The organism is Dysgonomonas sp. PF1-14, from assembly GCF_029892965.1.
In the GTDB taxonomy this organism is placed as follows: domain Bacteria; phylum Bacteroidota; class Bacteroidia; order Bacteroidales; family Dysgonomonadaceae; genus Dysgonomonas.
This window is the reverse complement of record NZ_JARXWN010000001.1, coordinates 19,565-34,654: the sequence shown is the minus strand read 5'-3', so window position 1 is coordinate 34,654 and position 15,090 is coordinate 19,565. Positions and strand designations below refer to the sequence as shown.

The following is a 15,090-nucleotide window of genomic DNA, read 5'->3' as shown; positions in this document are numbered from 1 at the left end:
TTTGCGCAGCGGCAAATTATTTTTTATTTTTTTAGTCTGTTGTAGATGCTACTATCCCTATATAGATGTCCTTCACCGGATTGTAGACAGTCCAAAAGTATGCGCCCCACCATTCTTTGCCTGCATTAAAATATGGATTACAATCGGTACTCCACTTATAGACCACTATTTTATCCAGATTATCAAACAACAGATCGAAGAAATTGAGTACGTATTCTCCCCTGTCTTTCAATGTCTCACCAAAACTCATGCTATAGGGTGGTTGTATAAGTGCATAGATAAATCCATTGTCGCAAGACGGAAATTTCTCCATATGCTTCTTAACCAATTCATTCATTGGCAGTGCATTCCCGGAACATTCATCATCAGTGTATCTGAAGTATGAGTTTAAAGTAGAGTTATCCTTCCGGCCTTTGATATATGGCATATTTTTTTCAACATCAAAATAGGGGCCTAAAAATTCTTCCAGAGAAATTTTCCGTCCGTTTGCAACCAAATCGGAATAATCAGTGGTACTATTTGGTAAATCATCCAGACTTATCAACCCCTTGATGCAATTGTAACTATATCTTGCTTTATTGAAATGAAAATTTGTTTCATAATTTATCAATTCCAAGATTTGCGTAGCAGTCATAAGGTGATTCAAGTATTCATCGTCCGACTTTTCACCTAAATAATTTTCCTTTATCTCATAGAATGCAAATTCTACACATCCTCCATTAGAGTAATACTCATCAATGAAATTTTCAATCAGATCTATTTTTTTTTCAATAATATTAATCATAATTCATATATTTTTGTACTCTTAAAGAGGCCCAAACTCATATTCTCCGCTACGGATAGTATAGCCTTATATATACGTTTCCCTACTTTACACTTACAAGTTTTGATGCATCTGTAAAATACAATTTTACCACAGACCGTCCACATTTAAGCCATAGGGATATCAAAAAACAAGGCAACAGGCGGAAAGGGACTGTTTCCTGCTCTACCTACTGAGCTACGTCTCGAAAGACGGCGGGAATCGAACCCGCGACCCGGGCGGTTAATGCGAAGTAACCCTATCCTACGGCACTTGTTTATATCTTAATTCAAAGAACTCTTCATTTGATACTGCAAAGTAAAAAGGGTGGGATGCAATCTTTTTGCGCAGCGGCAAATTATTATATATTTATTCCATCTTATCAAAAAGACCTCTTTTACTACATAGATAAATTAGTTTCAGAAGGGTAACAGAAAAGACGAAAATCTTGTACTCCTAATGAGGCTCGAACTCATATTCCCTTTCAGGCAGTACGGCTCTAAATACGCTTCCCTACTCTACAGTTACGAATTTCGGTGCATCTGTAAAATCTACCCACTGCAATCTGCAACGGGGATATCCGCACACTCTGTGGTAAGATCTAATTTTTCCACAGGCTTTTCCATTTAAGCTATAGGAGTATATAAAAACAAGGCGACAGGCGAAAAGGGACTGTGTTCCTGCTCTATCCACTGAGCTACACTCCCTTCATGTTTTTCAACTTAAATAGTAGGAGTGGTGGGAATCGAACCCACGACCCGGGCATTAATAATGCGAAGTAACCCTTATCTACGGCACTTGTTTATTCCTTATATAATTAGAGCCTGTTTAAATTTTACCAAAACATTTTGTTATCGTTCTTTTTTCGTTCATTTTCAGTCTCTTTTTGTCCGATTTTCCCCTTTCTTCAGCTTGAATAGCCCGCTATTCGCGCTTCAGATAAGAAAAAATCATTCCAAAAATAGTGCTGAAAACCTAAACGAATAAAATTTAAACAGGCTCTTAGTAATTCAATGATCGCTTGTTTGATGATACAAAGTAAAACAGGTGTTGCGCAATCTTTTTGCGTGGATGAAATTATTTTTTATAAAAGTGTAATTTTAACTAAAACCCGACATAAGTTACAAGTTTACTAGTTTTTAAGTTTACTTGCTTGCTAGTTTTTCTTTTTTCTAGTATACTAGTACACTTATAACTAGTACACTCCATTTTAATTAACTAAAACCTCACATTTCTTACAAGTTTATTAGTTTATAGTCTACTAGTTTGCTAGCATTATTTTCTGTTTTTCGTATGGGCTGACCTACGTGTCTGCCCGTTTATTTGATCTTCGGGCGAACACATGGGTTCGCCCCTACAAGCTCGTTCCCTTTTTGGGCTTTGCAACCCCCTCTCACTTTGGAAAGGGTCGGGGTGAGGTGAATTTAACTAAAACCTGACAACTCTTACTAGTTTACTAGTTTTTTTAGTTTACTAGCTTGCTAGTTTAAATTTGGCTCCGCCGATTACTTTGCAATTCTTTTTTCTAGTAAACTAGAAACATCGTTCAGCGGAACAAGGTGTAGCTAACTCTATAATCTAGTACACTGGTTATTCAAAGACCGCTTTCCTGTATAGATAAATTTCCCGTAATATTTATACAGTGTCTTATCGCCCATAAAAAATAAGCTGTGAAACAATCCCCTGCGTATAATTGTTTTTATTAAAATATATTCTGATATTTGAATAATATAGAACGTACTTAAAAACAATATATCATGAAGTTTTTTATTGATACAGCTAACCTCGATCAGATACGCGAAGCCAACGATCTGGGGGTATTGGACGGTGTAACTACAAACCCGTCACTGATGGCGAAAGAAGGAATCAAAGGAGTAGAAAACCAGCGCAAGCATTATCTCGCCATCTGCAAGATTGTAGATGGCGATGTTAGTGCTGAAGTGATTGCCACAGACTATACAGGCATGATACGCGAAGGGGAGGAGCTTGCAGCTCTACACCCTAACATCGTGGTGAAAGTGCCTTGTATCGAAGATGGGATAAAAGCGATTAAATATTTCAGCAAAAAAGGCATACGCACCAATTGCACGCTTATCTTTTCGGTAGGGCAGGCGCTACTTGCCGCAAAAGCGGGAGCCACCTATGTGTCGCCGTTTGTAGGACGCCTCGACGATATTTCGAGCGATGGTATCGAACTGGTAGGTAAAATTGTGGATATGTACGCTACTTACGATATGGAAACGCAAGTATTAGCGGCATCTATACGCAGTACACAACATATCATACAATGTATAGAGGTAGGTGCCGACGTGGCTACCTGCCCGCTTCCTGCTATTAAAGGATTGCTCAAACATCCGCTTACCGATAGCGGTCTGGCTACTTTCCTTGCCGACTATAAGAAAGTGAACGGATAGAAAAACTATAAAATGAAATATCCCTGTGCAGAACTCTGTACAGGGATATTTTCTATTTAGGAGATTGTTATTCTTCCATACTACCGATTGCCATCCCGGCTGTCTCACCACCGTCCACTACAATCTCTGTTCCTGTAATGAAAGACGACTCGTCGCCTGCCAGAAACAGGATGACATCAGCAATTTCTTTTGGCTGACCTATTCTGTTGAGTGCTATGTGCAGCGTTTTCATTTCGTTATTGTTATCCATATGGGTTTGCACACGTCCCGGATGCACCGAGTTGACCCGTATATTGTATTTGCCCAGTTCGAGGGCAACACTCTTTGTCAATCCGCGTACAGCCCATTTAGATGCTGCATAACCTGAAATAAGAGGATAGCCCGTCATTCCGGCAGTAGATGATATATTGATGATAGAACCACCTTTTGCAGCCTTCATCGATGAGGTTACAGCCTTCATCCCGTTGAAGGTGCCTATCAGATTTACATCCAGTACATTGCTAAACTGTTCGGCTGAGTATTCTTCAAACGCACCGTTATCTACGATTTCGGCATTGTTGATAAGTACATTTACATGTCCGAATTCTTTTTCGGCTGTTTCCACTGCCTTATTCCAGTCTTCGGGTTTAGTTACATCCAGATGAACAAAACGCACACTATCGCCCAATTCTTCTGCTAACTGCTTTCCTTCGCTGTCGGCAATATCCCCAAAGACTACTTTGGCTCCTTCCCATACCAACAGGCGTACCTCTTCGGCGCCCATTCCCTGTGCTCCTCCACTGACAAGTGCTACTTTATTACTCATCTCGCTCATCTGTGCGTTTTTTAGCATTTATAAATACCTTTTTCTATTAGTCGCTTATTATCTTAGACGAATCACATCGGATAATATTTTAATGAAGTTTATAATAATTCTAAATTTGTTTCAGACTTATATATCCGCGACTCTTCTTCCCATGGATGGTAACCCTGACCGATATAATCGAATCCGTATTTTTCGTAGAACCCTATATGATATGTACTTAGATAGATGCTTTTAAACCCCGCTTTAGCTGCATCGTGTTTCGATTTTTCTAACAATAATGTACTATAGGCATTCCCTCTATGGGTTTCCTCTATATACAGGGCACATATCCAGGGGTATAGATCCATCCTGCTGATAAAATCATTTGTGATAAGTCCGGCACAACCGATTATCTCCCCGTCCTTTTCCAATAGATACCACTGGGGAAGCGGCATATCGGATGTAATGGCATGTATGATACAATCTTCATAAATAGGGGGATAGACCGAAGGCCATTTACTCTGAAAATATTGAATGGCTATGCTCATGTATTCGGGATTTTCCCGTATCGATATTATTCTCATATTCTTTAGTATTAGTAACTGTTTAAATTTGATTGGCACTCTTATTTTTATTCTTTTTCTAGTTTCCACCAAATGCTTTCATTGGTTTGTCTGTATCTGTGCATCTTGCATTTTTCCAACACCCGCTGCGATGGTATGTTATTTATTTCCGTCTCAGCCGTTATACATTTTATATAGGGTTGTTGCAGTGCCCATTTGCACAATGCCTGTACTGCTTCTGTCATAAAACCTTTGTTGCGGTATTTTGCATTTGTCCCATAGCCGATTTCTACTTGCGATGGTGCGCTCTCATCTTTCATAAAACAGGCACTGCCTATAGATTTATTTTCAGATTTGAGTATTATTTGCCAGTTGGTGTACCAGTAATAATGCTCGGGATACGCTATTGCTTTTGCATAAAGGTCTTCCATTGCCTGTCGGGTATGTTCATCGGGGATTTCTCTTGAAGGAGTTAATCCCATTTGCAATTCCATCTTTTCTGTCTCGTCCAGAAACAGACGGAAATGTTCCACACTGAGCGGAACAATTCGTAGTCTTAATATTTCCATTTCCATTCCGGATTACTTTATTATACCCAAAGGTTTTCGAGCGACAATATATCCGAAGCTTGTCCAGCGTCCGTTATCTACAGCCAATGTTTTTGGGTCTTCGTCCGGATTCAGCTTACAGTAAGGGTCATGCGCTGCATACTCTTGCCACCACAGGTTAGCATCGGGAGCATAATCTGCTTCGACAACCTCAAATCCTGCTGCATATATTGCTTCCAGTGTATGCGAAAGGCTCTTGAAGCAGTCTTTCCATGCAAAAGATTCCTGCGACAGATAAGGGATGAGGTCTTCGGGGATTTCCGTTTCGAGGTGCATTGGTTCAGCCAGTCCGAATATGCCGCCGGGTTTCAGTACTCTGAATATTTCTTTTACTGCATTCCGATATCCTTCTTCGCCTTCCAGTGTCCTTATCATTTCCAGTGTAGTGGTCGAATACACATAGTCGAAAGTTCCGTTGGCAAAGAATGTCTCCGGCAAGGCTAGCTTCATTGCTATCAGCCTGTCGGCAACATTCCATTTGCTTGCATTCTCCGTTATATAATCTACCTGAGGCCGTTGGCTTGTACGGTCGTCCCAAGGGTCTATAGCTATGGTGAATGTATTGTATTTCTTAGTCAGGTAACAGGTTGGAAAACCTCTGTTTGCTCCTGCGTCCAACAGCTTCTTCCCGGTTTCTATTCCCATTTTCTTGGCAAGGAAGTCTACTAGCCTGAGACCACCCGGTCCGCTACATTCTGTATATATTTCGTCAAGACTGATGTTTTGTATATTGCTTAATTCATATTTTGTATTCATGATCGTTAATTCTTTTGTTATGAAATTATTTCATCCAAATATTGGAGTTTGGCAGGTACATAAAGACGCAGACATCTTACATGTGCAAGCATGAAAAATTTATTACTTATATGTAAATAGAAAAGGTTTTGAATAATGACAATTATTCAAAAGCGCCGAAGGGATAATCTGTAAAAGGACTACAGATTATTTACCTCACCAATATTTGTTTGTTTGTAGAATACATAAATTCGTTATGATAGGGCAAAGATATTTATTCTTTTGAAAAATGCAATATGATATGAAGATATTATTTTGCTACAGCTTCGGCGTGTGAGGAAATATATTTTTTACATTTGCAGTGAAACAATTAAGCAACTCTAAAAAAAGATACTATACTATGGTCGGAACCCTTGTAAATACAGGAGCTATTGTTGGCGGGAGCCTTCTGGGACTTATGATCCGCTCGCGCCTGTCGGAAAGAATGACTGCTATCGTATTTCAGGGTATCGGGCTGGTTACCATTGCTATCGGCGTATCCATGTCGTTGCAGACAAAAGACATGATACTGGTTGTGGTCAGTATCGTGTCGGGAGCAATACTCGGGCAGGCTGTCGACATCGACAAATATCTGCGGCGCTTTTCCGATTATCTCCGATCGAAGACCCGAAAGGAGAAATTGGCAGATGATGCCGGACAGAACCGTTTTACAGAGGGGTTTGTTACAGCTTCCATGCTTTTTTGCGTGGGGTCTATGGCTATACTTGGTGCTATTGAGGACGGTATGGGTAAAAATCCCGATATATTGCTTACCAAGTCGGTGATGGATGGGATATCTTCTGTTGCTCTGGCTGCATCCTTCGGAGTCTGCATTCTGTTTTCATCTATACCTGTACTGATTTATCAGGGTAGCCTTACTCTGTTTGCCGCTTTTATCATGCGCTATATGAGTGATGATATGACAGCCAATATGACCGGTGTCGGTGGCATTCTGCTTATCGGTTTGGGAATCAGTATTCTCAAAATAAAGGATATAAATGTGACCAATATGCTTCCGGCTTTGGTGATCATTGTTATTCTTTCTTATTTTTTCTGACACTATTCCTGTATTATGTATTGCAATTCTCCCAAAAGCTTCATATCTTCGGCGTATCAATCTATTCAGAAAAGATAAAGACATACCTTATATTTAGAGACAAAACTATCAACTATGTACAAAAGAACACTATGCTGCATCCTGGCTATTTGCGGTTATTTCTCCCTTTTTGCTCAGACCGATGACGATAATGTCATTATTACCAACCGTATAGAAACTTATGTTTTTGAAGAAAGCAAAGGGACTGCTGTGGTAAAAGAGAAGTCTGAAACCTATTATGAGTGTACAAAGAGAGGTACATCTATCCCCATCATGGAAATGTATGACAGCCAGACCACCCTCGACAAGGTAAGCAATAAGCGGAATGCAACGCCTAAGTACAATCTGTACACTACCGATGACATGTTTTACTCCGATGCGAAGGTATGCCACTTCGACCTGTCTTTCGACCGCAAAGGTTCAACAGGTGAGGTTAAGTTCGAAAAGACTTATAAAGACCCGCGCTACTTTACATCCATATACTTGTCAGAGCCTCAGTTTGTAAAAGAAAAAACGGTTACGATAACTATTCCCGATTGGATGAAGGTGGAATTGGTAGACCGTAATTTCGGTAAGAATGTAGCTAAGGAGGTGAAGGTGGATGAGAAGAACAAAACCCATGTCTACATCTATAAGATTACCGATGAAAAGGCGACGAAAGTGGAAAATAATATGCCGGGCAAATCGCACATCTTCCCACATATAATGGTATTATCCAAGTCGGCTACCATAAAAGGAGAGAAAATCACATACTTCGAGACTCTTAATGACCAGTACGCATGGTATAACGACATAGTGAAAGACGTAAAAAATGATGAGGTAATAATAAAGGCTAAAGCCGATGAAATCACTAAAAGCTGTACAACTGACGATGAAAAGGTGAAAACCTTGTTTGCATGGGTACAGGACAATATACGTTATATTGCTTTTGAAGATGGAATAGCAGCATTCAAACCTGATGATGCACAAGAAGTGCTGAGAAAAAAATACGGAGACTGTAAAGGAATGTCGAACCTGTTGAAAGCCCTGCTAAAGGCTAAAGGCTTCGATGCACGTCTGGCATGGTTGGGGACGAACCATATAGCTTACGATTACAGTACACCGTCGCTGTCGGCCGACAACCATATGATTTGTGCCCTGTTCTTCGATGGAAAGACCTATTATCTCGATCCTACAGTGAAATATATGCCGTTGGGCGAGTATCCTCAGACTATACAAGGGCGCCAGACACTGGTACAGGATAAGGATAAAAGCAAATATCTGCTCAACAGAATTCCTGAATTTACACCTGTACTGAATACCGACAGCCTATACTGTGAATACACTATAGATGGAGATGTGATGAAAGGCAAAGCCGGACAGTATTATATGGGCGAATCCAAGCAGGTGCTCCTTTCTCTGATGGATGCTACCCCGAAAGACAGGCTTAGTGGGGCACTGAAACGGTTCTTGGAGAATGGCAATTCGCAGGATGAAGCTTCCGATATACAGACTATAGGTGCTACTTCGCAGTCGAAGCAGGTAGAAATGCTGTACAACATAGACAACAGGTCGGGGTTGCAGCAGCTCGGGGCTGAATATTATATAGACCTCGATGCCGGTAAGGATTTCATGACAAATAATATAGATACTGCAAAACGCGTCAACGATCTGGAATTTTCTTACCGATATCATATCGTGAAAAATGTAGTACTGCATATTCCTGAAGGATATAAAGTTTCACATATACCCGAAAAATTAAATATAGATAAGGACGGATATACTTTCAGGATAAGCTATAGACAGGAAGGTAACAAATTATTCTACAAAAAAGAAATTACAATACGTGACATCTATCTGAGAAAATCAAATTTCGCAGAATGGAATTCCGACATCGCTAAATTGCGGAAAGCCTATATGGAGCAAATATCACTTACAAAATAATAAAACATGCGATGAAGACATATTTTAAATTATTACTATGCATTATCTCCATCCTGCTCGTTCAGAATGTATTTGCCGATGATTACGACGAATATGCCAAAAAGGTAAGAGAAGAAGTATGGGCGTGGGGCAGACCCGAATTTAAAAACTACAATGTACCTGCCGAATTTAAGAACGAATCGGCGGTGATACTGGCTATGCACAACCAGCTGCTAGCTACAGGTAAGAGTCGTTTCAGAATAAAGGTCACATTGGCTATGAAAATAAATAAGGAGTTGCTCTACACCAACACCTTTCGCAAAATGGTAAAAATAAATGATAAAGCTGCTTTGGATAAGTTTTCCGAAATCTCTTACAAAGAAGAGGCCGAAGCATCGGGAAGTATGATTACCAGTAAGTTTAAGACAATTGTAGGTGTGCGTATCATTAAGCCTGACGGCATCATCAAAGAAGTAAATGTAGACGAGGCTGTATCGGTTACTGAAGGGAAAAAAGACAAGGAAGATCATAAAAAACTTGCTATTTCTGACTTGCAGGTAGGTGACATACTCGACTATTTCGTCCAGAGAGAAGGTCATGCCGATACCGAAAATATACCCCCGATCGACTTTGTGTTTGCAAACGAATATCCGATGATGTCCTATTCGGTTCATTGCGAAATAGGCAATAAACTGACTACTGAGTACCGTTGCGTGAACGGTGCTCCCGACTTTACAGTGTCTACCAACGATAATGAAGATATAGTACTGGATGTGCAGAAGAAAGATATATCAAAGATGGAAGGTATGGAACGCTGGACTTCGCCCTATCGCGAGTTTCCGATGATACGCATGGCTGTACTCAACAACAGGTCGAAGGAAATATGGAAACCAAAGTCAGCACGCAAAAACGGGCTACATAAAGATGTACCTTCCGCCACCATATTTGAGGATGCCGGAAGCCAGATTCTTGACAACTATATAGGTTTTTATATGGGAATGAAGGAAGCATCAAAAAAAATAGCCGATCAGACCAAGAACTATAAGAAAGAGAACCCTTCGCATACAAAAGAAGAACTGGCTGAGTTTGTTTACGATGCTGTTCAGTATAATTTGTTTAAAGAGGCACCGTACTATCTCACTCCCTCAAGCTTTGTGAATACGGTAAACTATTATCTTAAACAGAATAAAATAGACTATAAGGCAGGAATGGTGACAAGCAAATATAGCGCACGTAAAAACGAGGTAGTTAACATGGACGACATCACTTATCTGACTGTAGTAAATGGTAATAAGCAGATATTTACTTTCGATCCCATATTTACCATAGCAGGCGAGGTAGACTACAGCTTTGAGGGCGAAACGGCAATGCTTGTGGCAAATACGAAGGATAAAACTAAAACGGAGTTTGCTATACCCGTATCCGATGAATCGAAACACTTGGGCGCAACCACCATGAACGTAAATTTTTCGCCCGACGATATGTTGCTGCTCAACATCGACCGCACCACCCGTAACAGGGGAAGCCTGAAAAGTACATATCAGCGAAGATTTTTTACCCTCGAGCGATACGAGGAAGATATGCGCAAGCGTCTGGGCATAAAGCAAAGCCAGTTGGAAGAAATGCAGAAGAAAAAGAGTGACCGTAAGTACATTGACGACTACAAAGATCTGAACGAAAAGATGAGGAAAAATCAGACTGACGAATTTAAGAAGGAGATAAAGGACTATCACGACGATATGGAAGCCAAAGAGGTTACCGCGCAGTCGGTCATTCACATGGGTATCACCAAGGCTCAGCCCGATTTCGAGTGCAATGTGAAATACAGCATGGAAGGACTGGTAAAAAAAGCCGGAAACAATTATATCCTCGATGCAGGAAAACTTATCGGTGCCCAGCTCGAACTGAAAGATGAAGCCCGTAAACGTAGTGTGGATGTATATATGCCTACAGCTCGCTCCTATGAGCATGATATACAGGTACAGATACCTGATGGCTATATAGTAGAAAATGTGGCTGCTCTGAATAAGAAAGTGGATAATGTAGCAGGTTCGTTCACATCATCGGCTACGCTTAACGGACAGGTATTGACTATAAAGACCCGCAAAGTCTACAAACATGCTTTCGAGCCGCTTAGCAACTGGCCGCAACTGCTCGAAATGCTGGATGGCACGAATGAGTTTTGTGCCCAATCGGTAGTGTTGAAAAAAAAATAACAGTAGATGTAGTCCAGTATGGCTTAATTATAATCTATACAATCGACATCAATTTTGAACATATAAATAGACAAATACTATGAAAATTCAATTTAAACTATTTCTGTGCATTATTTCTATTCTGCTCGTTCAGAATGTATTTGCCGATGATTACACCGAATATGCCAAAAAGGTAAGAGAAGAAGTCTGGGCGTGGGACAGAGCTGAATTTAAGAATTATAATGTACCTGCCGAGTACAAAAACGAATCGGCAGTAATTCTTGCACGTCACAGCCTGATAACGGCCACACGGCGAAGCCGCTTGAGGGCAAGAACGACCTTTACCATCAATAAGGAACTGCTTTATGCCAATACATACCGTACTATGGTAAAAATAAACGATAAGGTTGCACTCGAAGAATATTCAGAAATATCGTTTCGGGAAGAAGACCGGTCTTATGGAAGACATGTGACCAATAAGTTTAAGACGATTGTAGGTGCGCGCATTATAAAACCGGATGGTACCATTAAGGACGTGGATGTAGATGAGGCTGTATCTATTACCGAAGGTAAAAAAGACAAGGAAGATCATAAAAAACTTGCTATTGCCGATTTACAGGTAGGTGATATCCTCGACTATTTTATTCAGCAGGAAGGGCTGGTAGATGCTTTCAATATAGACCCGATGCTCTTTATCTTTGTTGATAAACATCCGATGTTATCTTATTCTATCTATTGCGAAATAGGACGTAAACTGACTACAGAATACCGCTGCCTGAATGGTGCTCCTGACTTTACGGTTTCTACTAATGAGGACAAGGATATTATACTGGACGTGCAAAAGACCAATATCCCTAAGGTAGAAGGGATGGACAGATGGACTTCCCCGCTGCGCGAGTATCCTGTAATTCGTCTGGCTATATTGAACAATGGCTCGGGTGGTATATGGAAGCCTAAAACAGCACGAAAAGACGGACTGCATAAAGATGTTGCACCCGAAACCATAATAGAGGATGCCCGTTCTTATTTTGGAAGTGAGAAACCCGGACCGTTAGGTGACGGAGCAAAAGATGCGAGGAAGCAGATAAAGGATTATGTGAAGAAGAATCCGAATGTATCAAAAGAAGATCTGGCTGCTTATATTTATGATGCACTTCAGTTCAACCTGGGAAATAATTCGCGAAACTATTACTACTTCCAGAGAGTATTACATACTTTTCTTAAAGAGAATAAGATAGAATCAAAAATTATGTTTACTACCAATAAATATGGTGCCCGTAGAAGTGAGTTGTTTGAGATGGATGACCTTTTTCACTTCGTTCAGGCTAATGGGAAACAGATTTTTGTCTACAATCCTCCTTTCAATATTGCCGGAGAGGTTCTTCCTGCTTTCGAAGGTGAAACAGCTCTTCCTGTATTTAATAAAAAAGATGGCAACAATGAATCTAAAGTGCCGCTAACAGATGAAAATTACAATCGTAGCATTAGTAAGGTTGTGGTTAAGTTTTCAGACAATGATCCGTTGCTGCTTGTTGTCGACCGCACTACTGATAATGCCGGCAATCTGAAAAAAGAATTTCAGCAGAACTTTGCCACTGTCGAAAAATGGCAGGAAGAAGTCCGCCAACGGCTGGGTATCACTAAATCTGTGCAGCAGGAAATGGCAGAGAAGCGCAGTAGTCGCAAATATATTGATGACTACAACGAAAAAGTAGAAAAAGATCGTAAAGATTTGGTTGATCGGTTCAAAGAAGAAATAAACAACTATCATGGAGTCGATCCGAAAGAGATATCCGAACATACTGTGATAAATCTGGGGATAACAAAAGCTAACCCGAACTTCCGTACAAATGTGAAATACAGCGTAGAAGGATTGGTAAAAAAAGCCGGAAATAATTATATCCTCGATGCAGGAAAACTTATCGGCGCCCAGCTCGAACTGAAAGATGAAGCTCGTAAGCGCAGTGTAGACGTATATATGCCTACAGCTCGCTCCTATGAGCATGATATACAGGTGCAGATACCTGATGGCTACACAGTGGAAAATGTAGCTGCCCTGAATAAGAATGTGGATAATGCAGCAGGATCATTTTCGGCATCAGCTACACTTAATGGACAGTTATTGAATATAAAGACGCGCAAAGTGTATAAGCATGCTTTCGAGCCGCTTAGCAACTGGTCGCAATTGCTCGCAATGCTGGATGGGACAAATGAATTTTGCGCCCAGTCGGTAGTGTTGAAGAAGAAATAGGACACGAAAGATGAAGACAAGCGGGAGGGTATGTCAATTTACTTTTGACACACCCTCCAATTAACTATAATACAGAAATTTAAATTCTTCCGGCCATTCGTGAATAAACATCCGCATTAGCAGTTACTAATTTTTATAGTGTTATTTTTCGGGCTGAAAGCCCGTAGGACAATTTATTCTTTGTTTATTCTGCCACACAACGTATTGACCGTCCATAGCTGCGATCGCCGTAATGCCTGACCATACCACCACTAGCAAATGCCAAAAAATAAGCGGTACTGTCATCAGGTGCCATGCTACTCCAATAATCGCCATAAGAACCAGCATCACCAAGTGAACCATCATTGTAGAAGCGATAGCTTGCTGTAGGCAGGAAGATACTTTTTTTAGTCATTCTATCGGTAAACTTTCTCCCTGCTATGCCGTTTTGGATTATCCATTCGTTGCTCACTTTTTCTTCATCAAGTAAACTTTCTAGTTCATCAAAAGTTGGTAATCGCCAGCCTACGGGACTAGGATCGTTAACTTTCTCCCATTTCTCACCTTTAGGCATAGAGTTGTCCCAATTAAAAACAAATTCATCTGTTGTATTCCACGCTTTTTTGCGGTTCCATTGGTAAAGCATTCCGGCATCTTCGGGTTTGGCTGTAAAAGTGCCGGGAGTATCTACATTGCGCGTAGCCCAGCGTACGCCATTGATCACTGCATCTTCTTCATGCGACACTGATTGTCGCTGTATGCAACTTGTGAAGCTTGCAATTATTGTGCAAATGCTAGTTAATAATATTATTATTGTGTATTTCATCTCTATCATTTTTCTTTTACAAAGAAAGTTAAAATCCAATATATTCATTATTATTTACTTATAAATATTTTACTTTCTTTAGCACAAAATGTATTGTTTTATTGTTTATCTATTGCAGATTGTCAGTTGCAAGTTCGGGCATAGCTTAAAATGTTTTAAAACAAGAGAGTTTCTCATAGTAATGAAAAAATAAATAAGTATTTTTGATCTAAGATTTGTAAGGTTATGGAAGAAAAAGTAAAATTATCAGTATTGGGATTTTCTTTCAATCAGACACAATCCGGCGCTTATGGATTGGTACTGGCAGAAGAAGACGGAATCCGGCGGCTCATGGTAGTCGTAGGCACTCCCGAAGCCCAGTCCATTGCTTTCAAACTGCAAGGCTCTGTACCACCGCGACCACTGACTCACGATCTGTTCAAATCTCTGCTGTCTCAGTTGGGTGTCGTTTTGCGTGAGGTGCAAATCTATAAATACGAAAATGGGGTTTTCTTCTCCAAGATGATCCTTAGTCAGGGAGAACATATCGTGGAAATAGAGTCACGTACTTCCGATGCGGTAGGTATTGCACTTAGAACACGCTCTCCTATATATACTACAGAACGCATAATGCAGGAACAGGCAATTATCTTCGACGAAAATTCGGTTCAGGATAATGCACGCGATGACGAAAAAGACAGCCTCGCACTAGACTACTCCCTGCTCAATCAGGAAGAACTCGAAACCTTGCTGAAAGATGCGATTGAGGGGGAAGACTACGAACTTGCTTCCCTGCTTCGCGACGAGCTGAAAAGAAAAAGAAATAATCCGATATAATCGCATAATCCCACTCCCCCTTGCCTGTGGCGGCATCCGAAACATTTTTTAAGTTTTATAAATACTCTTTTGCGCAGCAG

Annotated in this window: 12 protein-coding genes; 6 read left to right on the top strand and 6 right to left on the bottom strand. The window is 40.5% G+C overall.

What is annotated here, in order from left to right; translation table 11 throughout:
* Positions 1-31 precede the first annotated feature (31 nt).
* Complete coding sequence (locus M2448_RS00135; protein ID WP_280644209.1) at positions 32-784, bottom strand: hypothetical protein; 753 nt, start codon at positions 782-784, stop codon at positions 32-34.
* Between the two features lie 1,775 nt (positions 785-2,559).
* Here M2448_RS00135 and fsa point away from each other — a divergent pair.
* Complete coding sequence (fsa, locus tag M2448_RS00130; RefSeq protein ID WP_280644208.1) at positions 2,560-3,216, top strand: fructose-6-phosphate aldolase; 657 nt, start codon at positions 2,560-2,562, stop codon at positions 3,214-3,216.
* Between the two features lie 67 nt (positions 3,217-3,283).
* Here the strand turns inward: fsa and M2448_RS00125 are convergent, their stop codons facing one another.
* The 4 genes from M2448_RS00125 to M2448_RS00110 all read right to left on the bottom strand — a co-directional run bounded on the left by M2448_RS00125 (position 3,284) and on the right by M2448_RS00110 (position 5,927).
* Positions 3,284-4,048 (bottom strand): glucose 1-dehydrogenase, encoded by a 765-nt coding sequence (locus tag M2448_RS00125; protein WP_280644207.1) that lies wholly within the window; start codon positions 4,046-4,048, stop codon positions 3,284-3,286.
* Between the two features lie 71 nt (positions 4,049-4,119).
* Entirely contained in the window at positions 4,120-4,584 is a 465-nt protein-coding gene (locus tag M2448_RS00120; RefSeq protein ID WP_280644206.1) for a GNAT family N-acetyltransferase, read from the bottom strand.
* Positions 4,585-4,631: 47 nt separating this feature from the next.
* Positions 4,632-5,138 (bottom strand): GNAT family N-acetyltransferase, encoded by a 507-nt coding sequence (locus tag M2448_RS00115; RefSeq protein WP_280644205.1) that lies wholly within the window; start codon positions 5,136-5,138, stop codon positions 4,632-4,634.
* Positions 5,139-5,144: 6 nt separating this feature from the next.
* On the bottom strand, positions 5,145-5,927 hold the full coding sequence (locus M2448_RS00110; RefSeq protein WP_280644204.1) for a class I SAM-dependent methyltransferase: 783 nt from the start codon (positions 5,925-5,927) through the stop codon (positions 5,145-5,147).
* 379 nt (positions 5,928-6,306) lie between these two features.
* Here M2448_RS00110 and M2448_RS00105 point away from each other — a divergent pair, with 379 nt between their 5' ends.
* The 4 genes from M2448_RS00105 (at position 6,307) to M2448_RS00090 (ending at position 13,389) form a co-directional block, all read left to right on the top strand.
* Positions 6,307-7,002, top strand: a complete 696-nt coding sequence (locus M2448_RS00105) for a DUF554 domain-containing protein (RefSeq protein WP_280644203.1) — start codon at positions 6,307-6,309, stop codon at positions 7,000-7,002.
* Between the two features lie 114 nt (positions 7,003-7,116).
* Complete coding sequence (locus M2448_RS00100) at positions 7,117-8,964, top strand: transglutaminase domain-containing protein (protein WP_280644202.1); 1,848 nt, start codon at positions 7,117-7,119, stop codon at positions 8,962-8,964.
* Between the two features lie 11 nt (positions 8,965-8,975).
* Positions 8,976-11,159: a hypothetical protein gene (locus M2448_RS00095; protein ID WP_280644201.1), complete on the top strand. Its 2,184-nt coding sequence runs from the start codon at positions 8,976-8,978 to the stop codon at positions 11,157-11,159.
* A 79-nt stretch (positions 11,160-11,238) separates the two neighbouring features.
* Positions 11,239-13,389: a DUF3857 domain-containing protein gene (locus M2448_RS00090; RefSeq protein ID WP_280644200.1), complete on the top strand. Its 2,151-nt coding sequence runs from the start codon at positions 11,239-11,241 to the stop codon at positions 13,387-13,389.
* Between the two features lie 184 nt (positions 13,390-13,573).
* Here M2448_RS00090 and M2448_RS00085 read toward each other — a convergent pair whose 3' ends face one another.
* Positions 13,574-14,194 carry an FISUMP domain-containing protein gene (locus tag M2448_RS00085; protein ID WP_280644199.1) on the bottom strand — a complete coding sequence of 207 codons (621 nt, stop codon included), beginning with the start codon at positions 14,192-14,194 and terminating at the stop codon, positions 13,574-13,576.
* Positions 14,195-14,419: 225 nt separating this feature from the next.
* Between M2448_RS00085 and M2448_RS00080 the strand changes: the two genes are divergently transcribed.
* Complete coding sequence (locus M2448_RS00080; protein WP_280644198.1) at positions 14,420-15,010, top strand: bifunctional nuclease family protein; 591 nt, start codon at positions 14,420-14,422, stop codon at positions 15,008-15,010.
* Positions 15,011-15,090: the final 80 nt, after the last annotated feature.